Origin of the sequence: Streptomyces sp. NPDC058662 (assembly GCF_042716255.1) — a bacterium.
GTDB lineage: Bacteria > Actinomycetota > Actinomycetes > Streptomycetales > Streptomycetaceae > Streptomyces.
This window is the reverse complement of record NZ_JBHXRU010000036.1, coordinates 22,955-39,131: the sequence shown is the minus strand read 5'-3', so window position 1 is coordinate 39,131 and position 16,177 is coordinate 22,955. Positions and strand designations below refer to the sequence as shown.

The window sequence follows — 16,177 nt, the reverse complement described above, 5'->3', positions numbered from 1 at the left end:
GTCAGGCCCGGGCCGGCCGCCTCAGCCCTTGCTCACCGCGAGCAGGATCTCCGGCAGCTTGCGCGCCACCACCGGCGCCGCCAGCCGCAGGCCCGCCCACGCGGCCGCCAGGCCCCAGGCGATGCCCAGCGGCAGCACGAGCCAGCCGATGTCCTGCCGGTCCGCCACGGCCGTGTAGACCGTCAGCGCGATCACGGGCGCGCAGATCACCGCCGCCACCAGCATGCCGCCGAAGATGCTCATCCACGCGAGCCCGCCCTGGCCCGGGGCGACGTTCTTGAAGGCGCCGTCCGTCGGGATGGAGTACGCGAAGCGCGCCGAGGCCACGGCACCGGTGCAGAACATCGCGCCCACCAGGGCCAGCGACAGGCCCAGGGCCGCCGGGAAGCCGGACCAGTCGCCGACCAGGGCGGCCGTCACCACCGCCACGAAGACCGTGAACGGGACCGTGACGAGGGCCAGCGCGGCGGCCCGGGCGCGCAGTTCGACGTACGCGTCACGCGTGGTCGAGATGGTCTGCGCCACCATCCAGAACGCCGAGGTGTCCTGCCCGAACTGGTTGTACATCTGGATGCCGAGCATGCCCGCGCCGAAGCAGGCGAGGTAGACGGAGCCGGTGCCCTGCAGGGCGTTGAAGACCGGGACGATCAGGCCGAGGGCCAGCGCGGTCACGAACGCGGACTTGGTCTTCGGGTCGCGGACGGCGTAGCGCAGCGTGCGCTGCATGGCCGCGCCCGTACGGCCGCCGGGAAGCAGGGACCACGCGCCCGTGCCCCGGTCCCCGCGCGGCTCGGCCGCCGAGATCGTCGAGCCGTCCGGGGCGACCATGAGCTTGGTCAGGCCGCGCTCCCAGAACCACAGCAGCAGGGCCAGCGCGCCGAGCGTCAGCAGCAGCTGGGCCGCCGCCCGCGCGTACGCGCCCTCGCTCACCGAGTCCACCATGCCGATGGCGGTCGCCGGAGGCAGCCACCGCACCACCGCCTCGACGGGCTCCAGCTGGGTCAGGCCGCCCACCTCGAACAGGCGCTGGCTCGCGAAGCTGGCGACCTGCGCGCCCACCGCGATCAGCAGCCCGCTGAGCAGCGCCAGGTCGCGCCCCTTGCGGCTGGTCAGCAGGCGCACGTTGGCCGTGGCCACCGCGCGGGCCAGGGCCACGCAGCCCAGGATCAACAGCGGTACGGCGACCACGGAGGCCGCGACCCCGGCCGCGCCCCGCGCGACCGCTATGACCGAGCCGACGGCCAGGCACAGGGTGAACAGCGGCCCGATGCCGACCAGCGAGGAGACCAGCAGGGCCCGTACGAGGGGACGCGGCCGCAGCGGCAGCATCACCAGCCGGCTGGGGTCGAGCGTCTCGTCGCCGGCGGCGAAGAACAGCGGCATGACGGTCCAGCCGAGCGCCAGGATCGCGGCCAGCAGGACGACGACGGTGCCCGCCTGCGCGTTGCCGCGCAGCAGGGCCAGGCCGAGGGTGACGAAGAACCCGACGACCAGCGCGAAGGCCAGCGTGGTGAACCAGACCGCCTTGCGCTTCGACGATCCCTTGAGGCCGTTGCGCAGCAGCGACAGCTTGAGGCGGACGAACAGCGGGGTCAGGGCGACGGGAGGGGTGGCCGTGGTCATCGTCCCGCCGTCCCGCCGAGCCAGTCCAGGGAGTCCCCGGCCGCGTCCCGGCCGCGGGCGCCGACCAGTTCGAGGAAGGCGGCCTGGAGGGAGGGGGCGGAGCCCCGTACGTCGGCCAGCGGGCCCGCGGCCCGGATCCGGCCGGCGGCCATGACGGCCACCCAGTCGCACAGCGACTCGACGAGCTCCATCACGTGGGAGGAGAAGACGACCGTGGCGCCGGAGGCGGTGTAGCGCTCCAGCACTCCTCGGATGGTCTGCGCCGACACGGGGTCGACGCCCTCGAACGGCTCGTCCAGGAACAGCACTTCGGGATTGTGCAGCAGGGCGGCGGCCAGGCCGATCTTCTTCCGCATGCCGGTGGAGTAGTCGACGACCAGCTTGTGCTGCGAGCCCGCGAGGTCGAGGACCTCCAGCAGCTGGGTCGCCCGCTTGTCGGTCTCCTCGCCCGGCAGCCCCCGCATCCGGCCCATGTAGCCGAGCAGTTCGCGGCCCGACAGCCGCTCGAAGAGCCGCAGGCCCTCAGGCAGCACGCCGATCCGCGACTTCACCCCCACCGGGTCCGCCCACACGTCGTGGCCGGCCACCAGGACGCGCCCCATGTCCGGGCGCAGCAGACCGGTCACCATGGACAGCGTCGTCGTCTTGCCGGCGCCGTTGGGACCCACCAGGCCGATGAACCTGCCCGCGGGCAGCTCCACGTCGATTCCCCCGACGGCCACCTGGTCGCCGAAGCGCTTCCACAGACCCTCCACCCGCACGGCGGGCGGCGCGGTGTCCGCGCCACCCGCCCCGTACGCCCCGCCCGTCGCAATACCCTGGTCCGGCATGCGCCTGCCTCTCACTTCGTCCCCGTGGTCGTTCTTTCCTCACCATAGGAGGAGGGGGAGAGGGCCGGACCATTACGTATGTCATGAGTTTCGGGCGGTCAGGCCTGACGCCGCTTGCGTTCCGCCGCCGCCTCGCTGCCGCACGCGTAGGCCAGCGCGTCGATCAGCTCCTCGGTGTCGGGCAGCCACCGGTTCGCCGGCGTGGGGCGCCGCGCCCACTGGACCGAGCCCCGGCCGCCGAACCGGGTGGGCGGGGCGGGTACGTACTCGCCCTCGCCGCGCGTCACGAGGTCGATCGCGCTCGGCGACCACCCCAGCGTGCGCACGAGGTCCGGCACCTTCACCCCGGCGCCCGGCAGCACGAAGAACAGCATCCGGTGGCAGGGGGTGAGGGCCACCGGCCCGATGGTGCGCTGCATCCGCTCCAGCCGCGCCAGCGCCAGGAACCCGGCCGCGTCCGGGACGTCGATCACGTCGAACGTACGGCCCGTCGGCATCAGGATGGAGGCCTGCGGGTGCTTTCCCCAGACCCGCCGGACCTGTACCGCGCTGCCGGTGGCCTGGCCCGCCCAGTCCTTCACCGCCGGGTGCGCCCCGGGCGCCGGGCAGTCCGCCGCTCCGCACGAGCACAGCTCCCGGCCGTCGCCGGCCTCCAGCCAGGTGCCCGCGAAGACGTCCCAGTGCCGTTCTTCCGCGTACCGCACGGCATGGTCCAGCAACTGCTCGCCGCGCTGCTTGGGGATGGGTGCGGTCTCCGTGACTCCCATGGTCTCTTCCACGCCCATCACAACTCCCGGGGTCACCCGGGGTTACGGGCGCAAACCGGCTGTTGGGCGGAGCATCGATCCTGCACACGGGGCGCATCGATGCACGAGTGGGGGCGCGTAGGAGGCCGGGGCGCGGTCGTTGGGTAGCGACAAGACGCAGAGCGGAAGATTCTCCGCACATCAGGCGGGAAGTGATCATTGCAACTGATCACCCGCGGCCCCAGGGGGTTTTCATGGCAGCCAGGCCTCTCGTCGCCCGCCAGCCGAACGAACGGCTGCAGGCGCTCATCCAGGAAGCCGGGTGCTCCAATGCCGGGCTCGCCCGGCGGGTCAACATGTGCGGGGCCGAACACGGCCTCGACCTCCGCTACGACAAGACCTCGGTGGCCCGTTGGCTGCGCGGCCAGCAGCCGCGCGGCCGGGCGCCCGGCATCATCGCCGAGGCGATCGGCCGCAAACTCGGCCGGCCCGTCACCATCGACGAGATCGGCATGGCCAACGGCAAGAACCTCGCCTCCGGGGTCGGGCTGCAGTTCTCCCCGACCGTCCTCGGAGCCATCGAGCAGGTCAGCGAGCTGTGGCGGAGCGACGTCGGCCGCCGCGACTTCCTGGCGGGCTCCAGCGTGGCCGCCTCCGCGCTGGTCGAGCCGAGCCGTGACTGGCTGATCACGGGAGCGGACAGCCAGGTGGCCCGTACCGGCGGCGCGCGCGTGGGCATGTCCGACGTCGAGGCGGTGCGGGCCACCACCGAGGCCCTCACCGAACTCGACCACCGCTTCGGCAGCGGGCATGTGCGGCCCGTGGTGGTCCACTACCTCAACTCCGTGGTGTCCGGGCTGATCGGCGGCTCGTACCAGGAGCCGGTGGGGCGGGCGCTGTTCGCGGCCGTCGCCCGGCTGACGGAGCTCGCCGGGTACATGGCCGTGGACACCGGACAGCCCGGTCTGGCGCAGCGCTACTACATCCAGGCGCTGCGCCTGGCGCAGGCGGCCGGGGACCGCGCGTACGGGGGCTACGTCCTCGCCGCGTCCATGAGCCACCTCGCCGCCGAGCTGGGCAACCCGCGCGAGATCGCCCAGCTCGCGCGCGCCGCCCAGGAGGGCACCCGGGGGCAGGTCACCCCCCGGGTGGAGGCGATGTTCTACGCGGCCGAGGCGCGCGGGCACGCGCTGCTGGGGGACGCCCGGGCGACGGCCGTGCTGTCCTCGCGGGCGGTGACCGCGCTGGAGCGGGCGGAGCCGGAGTCGGGCGACGACCCGGTCTGGATCCGCCACTTCGACCAGGCGTACCTCGCGGACGAACTGGCCCACTGCCACCGGGATCTGGGCCAGGCGGAGGCGGCCGGCAAGCGGGCGGAGGAGGCGCTGCGCGGCCTGCCGAGGACGAAGGCGCGGCGCCGGGCGATCGGGCTGCTGCTGCTGGCGGCCGCTCAGGTGCAGCAGCGGGAGGTGGAACAGGCCTGCCAGACGGCCGGGAAAGCGGCGGACCTGCTGTCGGGGCTGCGCTCCGAGCGGGGCGCCGAGTACCTGGACGACTTCCGGGCACGACTGGAGCCGTACCGGGAGGAAGCGGCGGTGCGGGAGTTCGGCGCGAGGCTGGAGGCCCGGGTGGCCTGACGGTCGCACCGGGTGACGGGGTAGCGTGATCCGACGGTTCCGTAGGTTCGGACAGGTCGGAGAAGGAGTCCCGGTGACGGAGAGCGGACAAGGCGGCGCCCCCCAGCAGGGTGCCCCGTGGGGTCCGGACCCGGCCCGCCCGGCGCCCGGACACCCGGAGCAGCCCGGCGAGCCGGACCGGCCGTGGTACGAGCAGGCCGCGCAGCCCGATCAGGCGCCGCGGCCCGGGCAGGCCCCGTCCTCCCCGCCGGAGGGAGGCGCGGCCGCGTACGGGTACCCGCACGCGGCCCCCGGGTACGGCTACCCGCCGCAGCCGTACCCGCAGGAGCCGTACCCGCCGCAGGCCGCGCCCGCGCCGGGCCATGTGGTGGGTCCGGGGTACGAGGGGCCGGGCGACCCGCACGGCCGCGGCTACCCGCCCCTGCCCGAGGCGGTCACCCAGTACATCCCGCCGGTCCCGGCCGCTCCCGCGCACGAGGAGGCGGCGACGCAGTACATCGCGCCCGTGCCGGCGCACGAGGAAGCGGCGACGCAGTACATCGCGCCGGTCCCGTCCGCCGCGCACGAGGAGGCGGCGACGCAGTACATCGCGCCGGTCCCGTCCGCCGCGCACGAGGAGGCGGCGACGCAGCACATCCCGCCCGTGCCCGCCCCCGAGTTCGACGGGCTGTTCCGGGGCGATGCCGACACCGCGGGCCACACCCAGCACCTGCCGCCGATCCAGGAGCCGGTACTGCGGCAGCAGCCCCCGGGCCGCCCGTACCCGCCGCGCCGGCAGGGTCCCGTACCGCCCCGCCAGCAGCAGCACCCGCACCCCCAGCACCCGCACCAGCCCTATCCGCAGCAGCAGTTCGCGCCGCAGCCGCCCCCGCCCCCGGCCCCCGAGGGCCCGCGCAGGGTCTCGCCCGGGATCATCGCGGCGGCGGTCGTCGGGCTGGTCGTCGTCGGCCTGGGCGTCGGTTCGCTGCTGGGCGACGGCAAGCCGCAGAACTCCGACCCCGGCGCGGTGGCCTCCGCACCGGCCACCGGCACGGCCGGCGGGGCCCCCGCCGGGGAGGCGCCCGTCGATCCGGGCCGCCCGCAGGCCGTCCAGCTCGACAAGCTGCTCGCGGACAGCAACGACAGCCGGGACGCGGTGATCAAGGCCGTCGAGGACATCAAGGGCTGCAAGAACCTCGGCCAGGCCGCCGGTGACCTGCGTGACGCGGCCCGCCAGCGCGAGGAGCTCGTCACCCGCCTCCAGGAGCTGAAGCTCGACAAGCTCCCGGACCACGTGAAGCTGTCCGCCGCCCTGACCCGGGCCTGGAAGTCCTCCGCGGACGCCGACAACAGCTACGCGGCCTGGGCGGACGACGTGGAGGAGGACAAGTGCAAGGACGGCAGGGCCAAGGCCACCAAGAACGCCGCTGAGGGCAACAAGGCGAGCGGCGAGGCGACCAAGGCCAAGGAGTCGGCCGCGACGCTGTGGAACACCATCGCGGCCAAGTACTCCCTGACCAAGCGGGACAAGTCCCAGCTGTGAGCCCGCGCGGCGGTCAGGCCGCGCGGGGTCCCTGTTCGAGCGTGCGGGTCATGTCCATGGTCTGCTCACCCTGCTGGGCGACCAGCCGGCCGGCCTGGACGACCTGGAACGTCACCCGGCCGTTGACGATGCGGGGGAAGCCGGCCACCGCGCGCATGTCCTGGTAGCGCCAGCTCAGGTCCGGGGTCAGGCCGCCGGTCGGGACCGACTCCGACTGGTTCAAGCGGCGCGTGATCTTGCGCGCGGTCACCTCCTCGCCGTCGTCGAAGCGGCTCACGATCTGGTTCAGCACCGTGTACGCGATCCAGGTGGTCTGCGCCCCGCTGTCGTCCGGGTCCACGGAGTCGTCGCCGAAGGCGTGGTCGGAGATCACCTTGCGCATCGGCTCCCAGAGGGGGTCGGCGGACGCCGGGTACCAACTGGTCAGGTAGGCGCCCTCGAAGGGGCTCTCCTTGCCGCCGGTGCGGTCCACCAGGGACTGGCTGACGCTGCCCAGCACCGAGGAGATCTGCGGCTTCCTGCGCTGCGCGTCGGCGCGCCGGAAGGCGTCGAAGAAGGTCTCGGTGCGCTCACCCAGCACCGCCGCCACGCAGCCCTTCTCCTTGCCCGCGGTGGCGGTGGTCAGGGCCTCGCGCGCCTGTGGCGCGAAGTCGGCCGAGTCCTCGGCGGCCCGGATGTCGGAGGCGTCGGGCATCTGGTTGGCCCGCAGGCCGGAGTTGAGGAGCACCGGCAGCGAGTCGCCCGCGAGGGTGTCGGGGCGTACCAGGGCGACCTGCCCGCAGGCGCGGCCGAGCTGGTGCCCGGCGCCGGCGAGCAGCACGGGCTGGCCGCCGTTGACGGGGTAGGACAGGGTGGACTGGAACTCCTCCGAGGAGACCCCGTACCCGCCGATGAAGGGGATGCCCTCGGCTTCCAGCGGGGCCATGAAGGCGCGCCCGTGCTGGCTGTAGGAGCCGACGACGGCGACCGCCTTCTCGGCGACCGCCTTGCGGGAGCAGTCGGCGGCGCCGGCGGGCGTGTTCTTCTCGTTGCAGGTCAGCACGCGGAGCTTGCGGCCGCCCAGGCCGCCCTTGGAGTTGATCCAGCGCTCGTACGCCTTGGCCATGCCGGGCATTCCGGGCATGTTGGTCGCCTTGGTGTCCTCCGGTGCGAAGGTCATGACGGTGAGGGTGCCCCCGGAGCCCCCCGAACCCCCCGCGCCCCCGGGGAGTGCCCCGCACCCGGCGAGCAGACACGCGCCCATCGCCGTGGCCAGGAAGGTGCGGGTGCGAAATGCTGCGCGTCGCCGATCGGTCATGTCCATGCACCATTCCGCTCCGGAGGTAACTCAGGAGTGAGGTGCCCACAACATTCGGTGACGTCCAGGTGAATTACCGGTGCCGGATCCCGCACCCGCCCGGGTGTCGGCGGCCCCGCAGCCGCCTGAAGATCGCGGAGAACGGGAACGTACGATCGAAAGCGTGACATTCGCCCAAGGTTCGAAGAACTCTTCCCGCCGCGGCGGCCGCTCCTCCACCATGGGCGGCATGCCCCTCAACGACATGCCGTGGTGGCGCTGGCGCAGCAACGTGCGCTCGGCGCTGCACATGCTCTCCGATCCGGCCTTCCACGAGGACACGTGGCTGGCCGGCGCCGAAGGCTACGGGGACGTCACCGACGCCGTGTACCGGCTCGTCGAGGACACCTGGCTCGACAGCTGGTCGGCGGAGAAGTACGTCGGCACGATCTTCCGCGACTCGCAGGAGGCGGCCCTCGTCGACCTGGCCGTGCTGCGCGTCCTGCGGATCCTGCACCAGGTCGGGCCGGACGCGCCCGTCTCCGCCTACCTGGAGCACCACGCCTGGCCCGAAGCGGTGCGCGCCGCCCGCGAGGCCCACGTACGGCTGGCCGAGGCGGACGCGGACGACCCCGACGTCCGGCCGCGGTCGCTGGAGGTGTTGAGTATCCTCACGCGCGCGGTGTGAAAGGCTGTGCGGTCATGAGCGACGACCCGCAGCCCCAGCCCCAGTACGTCCTGACCATGTCCTGCCCCGACAAGCAGGGCATCGTGCACGCCGTGTCGAGCTACCTCTTCATGACCGGCTGCAACATCGAGGACAGCCAGCAGTTCGGAGACCGGGAGACCGGCCTGTTCTTCATGCGGGTGCACTTCGAGGCCGAGCCGGCCGTCACCCTGGAGAAGCTCCGAGCCAGCTTCGCCGCGATCGGCGAATCGTTCCGGATGGACTGGCAGATCCACCGCTCCGACGCGCGCATGCGGATCGTGCTGATGGTGTCGAAGTTCGGCCACTGCCTCAACGACCTGCTGTTCCGCACCAGCATCGGCGCCCTGCCGGTGGAGATCGCGGCCGTGGTCTCCAACCACACGGACTTCGCGGAGCTCGTCGGCTCGTACGACATCCCCTTCGTCCACATCCCGGTGACCAAGGACACGAAGGCGGCGGCGGAGGCCCGGGTACTGGAACTCGTACGCGCCGAGAACGTCGAGCTGGTGGTCCTGGCGCGCTACATGCAGGTGCTGTCCGACGACCTGTGCCAGGCGCTGAGCGGGCGGATCATCAACATCCACCACTCCTTCCTGCCGAGCTTCAAGGGCGCGAAGCCGTACCACCAGGCGCACGCGCGGGGCGTGAAGCTGATCGGCGCGACCGCCCACTACGTGACGGCCGACCTGGACGAGGGGCCGATCATCGAGCAGGAGGTCGAGCGGGTGGGGCACGAGGTGACCCCGGAGGGGCTGGTGGCGATCGGCCGGGACGTGGAGTGCCAGGCGCTGGCGCGGGCCGTGAAGTGGCACAGCGAGCACCGCGTGCTGCTCAACGGGAGCCGCACGGTCGTCTTCGCGTAGCACCGCCGACACGGGGCCCCGCCCCCACGGGTGGGGGCGGCCCCGCGTCGGGTCCTCGGGCGGCGCGCCTCACGCGTTAGGCGTCGGGGGCTTCCACACCGCAGTAGGCGGCGAAGGCCGCCAGGACCTCGTCCTCCGAGATACGGCCGTCACCGTCGGTGTCCAGGGCCGTCGCCACCTCGGTGGCCAGGTCCGGGGCGGTGCCCAGGACGCGCAGGACCCGCGCCGTCGCGGGCGGCGTCGCGCCGGCGCCGTCCTCGTCCGCCACCGCGATCACGGCCCGCAGGAACGGCCGCGCGATCTCCGCGAACCGCTGCGGGCTGTCCCGCAGCCGCTTCGCCGCGCCCGTGATGAACTCCTCGCGGGACACCCGCTGGTCCCCGTCGACGTCCGCGATCCCGGCCATCCCCTGCCAGAACGCCTCGGCGCCCGCGAAGACGGCCTGGCCCTTGTCCGAACGGGCCGTGGTACCGAATTCGGCCAGGACGGCCTTCGCGGCCGTACTGAAGTCCTCCCGGTCGATATAACCGGACCCGTCCTGGTCGAAGGTGGCGAATCGGGCGGCGATCTTGCGCTCGTATTCTGAGCTGTCCATGTTAGGCGTTCCGCCTTCACGTGTGCGGTGGGTACAGATTCCAGACAAGGCAGGAGCGTAAGGCCTACGTGGACTGTGCGTTAAGCGAAGTGGTCAAGGAGGCGGCCGCATCGAACCCGCGCACGGGGAGCGCGGTGGGGCGCGTACGCCTGTGCCATGTGCCGCCCCCCGCCACGGGTTGACGCACCGCCACGTCCCTATCACGCAGGGTCCATTTCCAGGGCCCGCTTCCCCCAAAACAGGCGCGTTCGGCCGAGTGCCGACTACATTCGATGCGTCGACACACGGCTGGGGGCAGTTATGCCGAAGGACGTACCACCGCGCTGGGACCGCCGCATGCAGCAGCGGCTCGCCCGCGGCGAGGCCGCCGCGCGCGGAGAGCTGTACGACCGCTTCGCCTCGCTCGTGCACAGCCTGGCGCACCGGGTGCTGGGCGACGAGAAGGCCGCGGACCGGATCACGCGCGAGGTGTTCGGGTACATCTGGGAGAACCCGGACGCCTACGACCCCAAGCAGGGCTCCATGCGCTCCTGGGTCGCCCGGATCACCCAGGGCCAGGCGGTGGCCCGGCTGCGCCAGGCCGAACTGGGCCGCGGCTCGCGCGAGGAGCTGGAGCAGAAGGTGCGCAGCGCCAACGCGGCCGCCCGCGCGGACTACATCGTCACGTCCATGCCCGCCCCGCTGCGCGCCGCGCTCGAACTGGCCTACTTCAAACGGCGCGACTACCGGCAGGCCGCCGCCGACCTCCAGATCAGCGAGGACGAGGCGCGCCGCCGGCTGCGGCTCGGGCTCCAGCTGCTGTCGACCGCCAACGCCCTCCCGCAGGAGGACGCCGCCCAGCCCGGATACGGAAGTCCGCGATGAACGGCCCCGCCGAGTCACCCGACGACGGATACGAAGAGAACGACGCGAGCGAGGAGTACGGCGCGTTCCGGGGGCCCGCCGGCCGGGCGCGGATACCGGGCCCGCGCAGAGCCGCCGACGACCTGGACCCGCGCCACGCCCCGGCGCCGCTCCCGGAGCCGCCGCCCTCGCACGCCGTACTGAAGTCGCTGCTCGGGGCGTGGGCGCTGGCCGCGTGCTCCCCCGAGGAGACGCAGGCGGTGGAGGACCACCTCACCGAGTGCGCGCCCTGCGCGGAGGAGGCACTGCGACTGCGCGACGCGGTGGGGCTGCTGCACCCGGAGGAGACCCTCGACCTCAAGCCGCTGCTGCGCTCGCGCGTGCTGGAGGACTGCCTGGGCAAGCGCCCGGCCCGGATCCCGGTGCCGGTGTGGGCGAACCCGTACGACACCGAGACGGCGCGGCTCGACGCGCTGCTCCAGGACTTCGGGGACTCCGAGTGGCACACCCCGGTGCGGCTCAAGTGGTTCGAGGAGGAGCGCGGCCGCTCCCGGCGGACCACGGTCGCGGGCGTGATCGGCCATCTGATGACGGTGGACGGGCTGGTGGCCACGGCCCTGGGACTCGACGACCCGCTGGGGCCGGACGGGCCGCAGGGCGGTCCGGCCGCGCGGACGGAGTACTTCTGGAGCGCGTCGGCCTACCCGACGACGCGGCAGGTCCGCGAGCCGTGGCGGGAGCAGAGCCACACGCTGGTGCGCACGGTCTCCTTCGCCGGGCGGGGCGTGGCCCAACTCGCCGTCGACTACGGCAATTTCGCGCTGCCGCTCGGGGACGCCTTCCTGGAGCGGGCCTTCGAGTGCTGGGTGCACGCCTGGGACATCGCCGAGGCGGTGGACTACCCGTACGGGCCGCCGTCCGCGCCGCACCTGCACCGGATGATCGACCTGGCCGCGCGGCTGCTGCCGGGCGCGCTGGCCGAGCGCAGGCGGGCCGGACTGGCGGCCCCGGCGCGCGGGCTCGTCGCGGCGGGCGCGCCCGGGCGGACCCTGCACCTGGAGATCGAGGGCGCGGGCGGCGGGGGTTGGGACATCGCACTGGACTCGCCGGGAGCGAGGCCCTCGCCGGACCGGACGGTCGCGGAGATCGCGCTGGACGGTCTGGAGTTCTGCCAGCTGGCCGCCGGGCACATCTCGCCGGAGGAGGCGGCCGCGGGCCAGCACGGCGACCGGGAGGCGATCCGCGACGTGCTCTTCGCGGCGGCCTCGCTGAGCCGCCTCTGACGCCCGGCCCGGCGCCCCCCCGCGGGGGCCGCCGGGGTGTCCAGGGGCTCCAGGCGCCCGCGTTCGCGAGCTCAGGGGACCCGTCCACGGGCTCACGGGCGGGTGTCCGGGCGTGCCGGCCGCGTTCAGGCGTAGCGCTCGCGCAGTTTGTACTTCAGCACCTTGCGCAGCGCCTCGTTGCGGGGAAGGGCCTCCAGTACTTCCAGCTGCTCGGGGAGCTTGTGCGTGGCGAGGCCCTCGGACCGCAGGTACGCGGTCAGCTGGGGCAGGGTCAGCGGGGCGGCGGCGGGGGGTTGTTCGACGACCGCGCAGACCCGTTCGCCGCGCTCGGGGTCGGGGAGGCCGATGACCGCGACGTCGGCGATGCCGGGCAGCCGGTGCAGGAGGTCCTCGATCTCCTTCGCGGAGATGTTCTCGCCCTTGCGGATGATGACGTCCTTGCTGCGGCCGGTGAGGACCAGGTAGCCGTCCTCGGTGAGGTGGCCGAGGTCGCCGGTGACCAGGTACCCGTCGGCGTCGAAGACCTCGGCGGTCCGCTCCTGGTTCAGGTAGCCCTGGCAGACGGCCTCGCCCCGGAGCCGGACCCCGCCGTCGGCGCCGGCGGGGAGCGGGGTGCCGTCGGGGGCCGTGATGCGGATGGACATGCCGGCCGGGGGGCGGCCCTCGGTGGTCGCCAGTTTCTCCGCGGTGTCGTCCGGGGAGCCCATCGTGATCATCGGGACCTCGGTCATGCCGTACCCGTGGGTCAGGCCGCAGCCCAGCTCGCGGACGACGGCGTGGTAGATCTCGGGGGGCTTGGGGGCGCCGCCGCCGGCCAGCAGCCGCAGGGTGGGGATGAGCTTCGTGGCGGGGTCCTTGCGCTGCTCGGCCAGGAACATGGAGTAGAAGGCCGTCGACCCGCCGGCCACGGTGACCCCGTGGCGGCGGTAGCCGGCCAGGGCGTCGGGCATCGCGAACTTCTCGAAGAGGACGGCGGGGAAGCCGTACAGCAGCAGCATCACCGTGTAGTCGGGGCCGGCGATGTGCGCGAAGGGGAAGGCCATGGAGCCGACGTCGGCCGGGGTCAGGTGCAGGGCGTGCGCGAGGCAGGAGCCGCCCGCGATGAGGGACCGGTCGGTGTGCAGGACCCCCTTGGGGTCGGAGGTGGTGCCGGAGGTCCAGTAGATCCACCGCACGTCGGTGCCGGAGGCGGGCGGCGGGGGGAGGACGGCCGGGTCGCCGTCGGGGAGGTCCGCGTAGGCCTCGAAGACGCCGCGCGCGCCGAGCCGCCGGGCCATCGCCGGGTAATCGAAGCCCCGCCAGGTGCCGGGGACGGCGAAGAACTCGGCCTTCGCCTCGCGGAGGGCGAAGCCGACCTCGCGGTCCCGGTAGAAGGGGATGACGGGGGACTGCACGGCGCCGATCCGGGCCAGGGCCACCGACAGCAGGACGGTCTCGATGCGGGTGGGGAGCTGCCAGGCGACGACGGTGCCGGGACGCACGCCCATGCCGTACAGGCCGGCGGCGACGCGTTCGGAGCGGTCGCGGAGCCCGCCGAAGGTCAGCCGCCGGTCGGCGGCGGGGTCTCCGTCCGCGAGAGCGCCCGCGGCGCCCGCCGGGCCGTCCGCCGGGGCTTCGGCGGCCTCGATCAGGGCGGTGGCGTCCGGGGTCAGTGCCGCCCGGCGGGCGACCAGTTCCCACAGGGTCGCGGACCGGCTCAGTTCTGTCGCGGTGTCCGTCATGTCCCGGACCTCCCCTTCGCCGCTGTAGCTGACGGATAGTCAGATCAAGCGCAGAGCGTAGGCCTCCGGCGCTTGTCGGTCCAGGGGTGGCGGGGCTAGCTTGTTTCTGACGATCCATCAGATTGGGGAGACGGTCATGGAACAGGAACTGCCTCGGATCATCAGCGTCGACGACCACGTGATCGAACCCGCGCACCTCTTCGACGTCTGGCTCCCCGCCAAGTACCGCGACCGGGGCCCCAAGCCGCTCACCGCCGGCATCGGAGACCTGGAGTACACCGGCGGCAAGTACGTGATCACCATGGACCCCGACGGACCCCCGACCGACTGGTGGATCTACGAGGACCTGCGGTTCCCGTACAAGCGCAACATCGCCGCCGTCGGCTTCGACCGCGACGACATGACCCTGGAGGGCATCACCCGCGAGGAGATGCGCCGAGGGTGCTGGGATCCCAAGGCGCGGCTGCTCGACATGGACCTCAACCACGTCGAGGCCTCCCTGTGCTTCCCCACCTTCCCGCGCTTCTGCGGGCAGACCTTCGCCGAGGCCCGCGACAAGGAGGTCGCGCTCGCCTGCGTGCGCGCCTACAACGACTGGATGGTCGAGGAGTGGTGCGGCGACAGCGGCGGCCGGCTGATCCCGCTGTGCATCATCCCCCTCTGGGACATCGGCCTCGCCGTCGCCGAGATCCGGCGCAACGCCGCCCGCGGCGTCCGCGCGGTCACCTTCTCCGAGATCCCCACCCACCTCGGACTCCCCTCGATCCACTCCGGCTACTGGGACCCCTTCTTCGCCGCCTGCCAGGACACGGGCACGGTGGTCAACATGCACATCGGGTCCAGCTCCCAGATGCCCGCCGCCTCCCCCGACGCCCCGCCCGCCGTGCAGGCCGCGCTCAGCTTCAACAACGCCATGGCCTCGATGATGGACTTCCTCTTCAGCGGGGTCCTGGTGAGGTTCCCGACGCTCAAGCTCGCCTACAGCGAGGGCCAGATGGGCTGGATCCCCTACGCGCTGGAGCGGGCCGACGACGTGTGGCGCGAGCACCGCGCCTGGGGCGGGGTCCGCGGCCTGGTCCCCGAGCCGCCGTCCACGTACTACTACCGGCAGGTGTTCTGCTGCTTCTTCCGCGACAAGCACGGCATCGCCTCGCTCGACGCCGTCGGCCGCGACAACGCCACCTTCGAGACCGACTACCCGCACGTGGACTCGACGTTCCCGCACACCAAGGAGATCGCCCTCGACCACGTCGCGGGCCTCGACGACGAGACCGTCTACAAGCTGATGCGCGGCAACGCCATCCGCATGCTCGGGCTCGACCTCGACAAGGACGTCCGCTCCGACGGCGCGGCGGCCCGGCAGTGGACCTGACGTACACGGAGCAGGAGACGGAGTTCCGGGCCCGCCTGCGCGCATGGCTCGCCACGACGCTGCCCGGACTGCCCCCCCGGCCGTCCCCCGACGACTGGCCCGGGCGGCGCGCCTACGACCTCGGCTGGCAGCGCAGGCTCTACGACGCCGGCTACGCGGGACTGCACTGGCCGCTGGACGCCGGCGGCCGCGGCGCCACCCCGACCCAGCATCTGATCTTCCTGGAGGAGACGGAGCGCGCCGGCGCCCCGTACGTCGGCGCGAACTTCGTCGGGCTGCTGCACGCGGGCCCGACCATCGCCGCCGAGGGCACCGCGGAGCAGCGGGCCCGCTGGCTCCCGCCCGTACTGCGCGGCGACGAGGTGTGGTGCCAGGGCTTCAGCGAACCCGACGCGGGCTCCGACCTGGCCTCGCTGCGGACGCGGGCGGTCCGGGACGGCGACGAGTACGTGGTCTCCGGGTCGAAGATCTGGACCTCGCACGCCGAGGTCGCCGACTGGTGCGAACTGCTGGTGCGCACGGGGCCCGCCACCGCGGACGCGCCCAAGCACCGCGGGATCTCCTGGCTGGCCATGCCCATGGACGCGCCCGGGGTGAGCGTCCGCCCGCTGCGCACCCTGGCCGGGTCCACCGAGTTCGCCCAGATGTTCCTGGACGAGGTACGGGTCCCGGTCGCCAACCGGGTCGGCGCCGAGAACGACGGCTGGCGCGTCACCATGGTCACCCTGTCCTTCGAGCGGGGCACCGCCTTCGTCGGCGAGGTCGTCGCCTGCCGGCGGACCCTGGGCGAGCTCGCCCGCACGGCCCGGGTGAACGGCCGCTGGGACGATCCGGTCCTGCGGCGCAGGCTCGGACGGTTGTACGGGGAGTTCGGCGCGCTGTGGCGGCTCACGCAGTGGAACGTCAGCGAGGCGCAGCGCTCCGGCGGGGTGCCCGGCACCGGCGGCTCCGTCTTCAAGCTGGCGTACTCGCACGCGCGCCAGGAGCTGTACGACGCGGCCGCCGAGGTGCTGGGGGCCGGTGCGCTCTCGCTGGAGGAGGACTGGGTCCTGGACCGGCTTTCGTCCCTGTCGTACACGATCGCGGCGGGCACCTCGCAGATCCAGCGGAACATCGTCGCCGAGCGCATCCTCGGCCTCCCGAAGGGCCGGTGACGG

Annotated in this window: 14 protein-coding genes; 8 read left to right on the top strand and 6 right to left on the bottom strand. The window is 73.1% G+C overall.

What is annotated here, in order from left to right:
* Nucleotides 1-21 precede the first annotated feature (21 nt).
* From ACFWUQ_RS15640 to ACFWUQ_RS15630, 3 genes are all read right to left on the bottom strand, one after another.
* Nucleotides 22-1,623 carry a transporter gene (locus tag ACFWUQ_RS15640; protein ID WP_384538067.1) on the bottom strand — a complete coding sequence of 534 codons (1,602 nt, stop codon included), beginning with the start codon at nt 1,621-1,623 and terminating at the stop codon, nt 22-24.
* Nucleotides 1,620-2,453, bottom strand: a complete 834-nt coding sequence (locus tag ACFWUQ_RS15635) for an ABC transporter ATP-binding protein (protein ID WP_384538066.1) — start codon at nt 2,451-2,453, stop codon at nt 1,620-1,622. The genes ACFWUQ_RS15640 and ACFWUQ_RS15635 overlap by 4 nt, the downstream gene beginning before the upstream one ends.
* Nucleotides 2,454-2,551: 98 nt before the next feature.
* Nucleotides 2,552-3,238 carry a bifunctional DNA primase/polymerase gene (locus tag ACFWUQ_RS15630; protein ID WP_384538064.1) on the bottom strand — a complete coding sequence of 229 codons (687 nt, stop codon included), beginning with the start codon at nt 3,236-3,238 and terminating at the stop codon, nt 2,552-2,554.
* 215 nt (nt 3,239-3,453) lie between these two features.
* Here ACFWUQ_RS15630 and ACFWUQ_RS15625 point away from each other — a divergent pair, with 215 nt between their 5' ends.
* Both ACFWUQ_RS15625 and ACFWUQ_RS15620 read left to right on the top strand, forming a co-directional pair.
* Entirely contained in the window at nt 3,454-4,836 is a 1,383-nt protein-coding gene (locus ACFWUQ_RS15625) for a transcriptional regulator (RefSeq protein WP_384538062.1), read from the top strand.
* Between the two features lie 73 nt (nt 4,837-4,909).
* The gene (locus ACFWUQ_RS15620; protein WP_384538061.1) at nt 4,910-6,358 is read left to right on the top strand and encodes a hypothetical protein; all 1,449 of its coding nucleotides are present in this window, start codon (nt 4,910-4,912) and stop codon (nt 6,356-6,358) included.
* Between the two features lie 13 nt (nt 6,359-6,371).
* On the opposite strand, the gene ACFWUQ_RS15615 is transcribed toward ACFWUQ_RS15620, so the two are convergent.
* On the bottom strand, nt 6,372-7,655 hold the full coding sequence (locus ACFWUQ_RS15615) for an ABC transporter substrate-binding protein (RefSeq protein ID WP_384538060.1): 1,284 nt from the start codon (nt 7,653-7,655) through the stop codon (nt 6,372-6,374).
* 220 nt (nt 7,656-7,875) lie between these two features.
* Between ACFWUQ_RS15615 and ACFWUQ_RS15610 the strand changes: the two genes are divergently transcribed.
* Together ACFWUQ_RS15610 and purU are read left to right on the top strand one after the other, a co-directional pair.
* Nucleotides 7,876-8,322, top strand: a complete 447-nt coding sequence (locus ACFWUQ_RS15610; RefSeq protein WP_384538102.1) for a hypothetical protein — start codon at nt 7,876-7,878, stop codon at nt 8,320-8,322.
* A gap of 14 nt (nt 8,323-8,336) precedes the next feature.
* Nucleotides 8,337-9,206, top strand: a complete 870-nt coding sequence (purU, locus tag ACFWUQ_RS15605) for a formyltetrahydrofolate deformylase (protein WP_384538059.1) — start codon at nt 8,337-8,339, stop codon at nt 9,204-9,206.
* A gap of 76 nt (nt 9,207-9,282) precedes the next feature.
* Here purU and ACFWUQ_RS15600 read toward each other — a convergent pair whose 3' ends face one another.
* Nucleotides 9,283-9,801 (bottom strand): EF-hand domain-containing protein, encoded by a 519-nt coding sequence (locus tag ACFWUQ_RS15600; RefSeq protein WP_384538057.1) that lies wholly within the window; start codon nt 9,799-9,801, stop codon nt 9,283-9,285.
* Between the two features lie 300 nt (nt 9,802-10,101).
* Between ACFWUQ_RS15600 and ACFWUQ_RS15595 the strand changes: the two genes are divergently transcribed.
* Complete coding sequence (locus ACFWUQ_RS15595) at nt 10,102-10,665, top strand: sigma-70 family RNA polymerase sigma factor (RefSeq protein ID WP_384538056.1); 564 nt, start codon at nt 10,102-10,104, stop codon at nt 10,663-10,665.
* Nucleotides 10,662-11,927, top strand: a complete 1,266-nt coding sequence (locus tag ACFWUQ_RS15590) for a maleylpyruvate isomerase N-terminal domain-containing protein (RefSeq protein WP_384538054.1) — start codon at nt 10,662-10,664, stop codon at nt 11,925-11,927. The genes ACFWUQ_RS15595 and ACFWUQ_RS15590 overlap by 4 nt, the downstream gene beginning before the upstream one ends.
* Nucleotides 11,928-12,052: 125 nt before the next feature.
* Here the strand turns inward: ACFWUQ_RS15590 and ACFWUQ_RS15585 are convergent, their stop codons facing one another.
* Entirely contained in the window at nt 12,053-13,648 is a 1,596-nt protein-coding gene (locus ACFWUQ_RS15585; RefSeq protein ID WP_384538052.1) for an AMP-binding protein, read from the bottom strand.
* Nucleotides 13,649-13,784: 136 nt separating this feature from the next.
* On the opposite strand from ACFWUQ_RS15585, the gene ACFWUQ_RS15580 reads away from it, so the two are divergent.
* Together ACFWUQ_RS15580 and ACFWUQ_RS15575 are read left to right on the top strand one after the other, a co-directional pair.
* The gene (locus ACFWUQ_RS15580; RefSeq protein WP_384538050.1) at nt 13,785-15,020 is read left to right on the top strand and encodes an amidohydrolase family protein; all 1,236 of its coding nucleotides are present in this window, start codon (nt 13,785-13,787) and stop codon (nt 15,018-15,020) included.
* Nucleotides 15,011-16,174: an acyl-CoA dehydrogenase gene (locus ACFWUQ_RS15575; protein ID WP_384538049.1), complete on the top strand. Its 1,164-nt coding sequence runs from the start codon at nt 15,011-15,013 to the stop codon at nt 16,172-16,174. The genes ACFWUQ_RS15580 and ACFWUQ_RS15575 overlap by 10 nt, the downstream gene beginning before the upstream one ends.
* The last annotated feature ends 3 nt before the right edge of the window (nt 16,175-16,177 follow it).

What these genes read in the sequence shown, in the direction of transcription:
- ACFWUQ_RS15580 (WP_384538050.1), top strand. Translation starts at nt 13,785, where the DNA reads ATGGAACAGGAACTGCCTCGGATCATCAGCGTCGACGACCACGTGATC.
- ACFWUQ_RS15600 (WP_384538057.1), bottom strand. Translation starts at nt 9,801, where the DNA reads ATGGACAGCTCAGAATACGAGCGCAAGATCGCCGCCCGATTCGCCACC.
- ACFWUQ_RS15590 (WP_384538054.1), top strand. Translation starts at nt 10,662, where the DNA reads ATGAACGGCCCCGCCGAGTCACCCGACGACGGATACGAAGAGAACGAC.
- purU (WP_384538059.1), top strand. Translation starts at nt 8,337, where the DNA reads ATGAGCGACGACCCGCAGCCCCAGCCCCAGTACGTCCTGACCATGTCC.
- ACFWUQ_RS15610 (WP_384538102.1), top strand. Translation starts at nt 7,876, where the DNA reads ATGGGCGGCATGCCCCTCAACGACATGCCGTGGTGGCGCTGGCGCAGC.
- ACFWUQ_RS15635 (WP_384538066.1), bottom strand. Translation starts at nt 2,453, where the DNA reads ATGCCGGACCAGGGTATTGCGACGGGCGGGGCGTACGGGGCGGGTGGC.
- ACFWUQ_RS15595 (WP_384538056.1), top strand. Translation starts at nt 10,102, where the DNA reads ATGCCGAAGGACGTACCACCGCGCTGGGACCGCCGCATGCAGCAGCGG.
- ACFWUQ_RS15640 (WP_384538067.1), bottom strand. Translation starts at nt 1,623, where the DNA reads ATGACCACGGCCACCCCTCCCGTCGCCCTGACCCCGCTGTTCGTCCGC.
- ACFWUQ_RS15615 (WP_384538060.1), bottom strand. Translation starts at nt 7,655, where the DNA reads ATGACCGATCGGCGACGCGCAGCATTTCGCACCCGCACCTTCCTGGCC.
- ACFWUQ_RS15585 (WP_384538052.1), bottom strand. Translation starts at nt 13,648, where the DNA reads ATGACGGACACCGCGACAGAACTGAGCCGGTCCGCGACCCTGTGGGAA.
- ACFWUQ_RS15625 (WP_384538062.1), top strand. Translation starts at nt 3,454, where the DNA reads ATGGCAGCCAGGCCTCTCGTCGCCCGCCAGCCGAACGAACGGCTGCAG.
- ACFWUQ_RS15630 (WP_384538064.1), bottom strand. Translation starts at nt 3,238, where the DNA reads ATGGGCGTGGAAGAGACCATGGGAGTCACGGAGACCGCACCCATCCCC.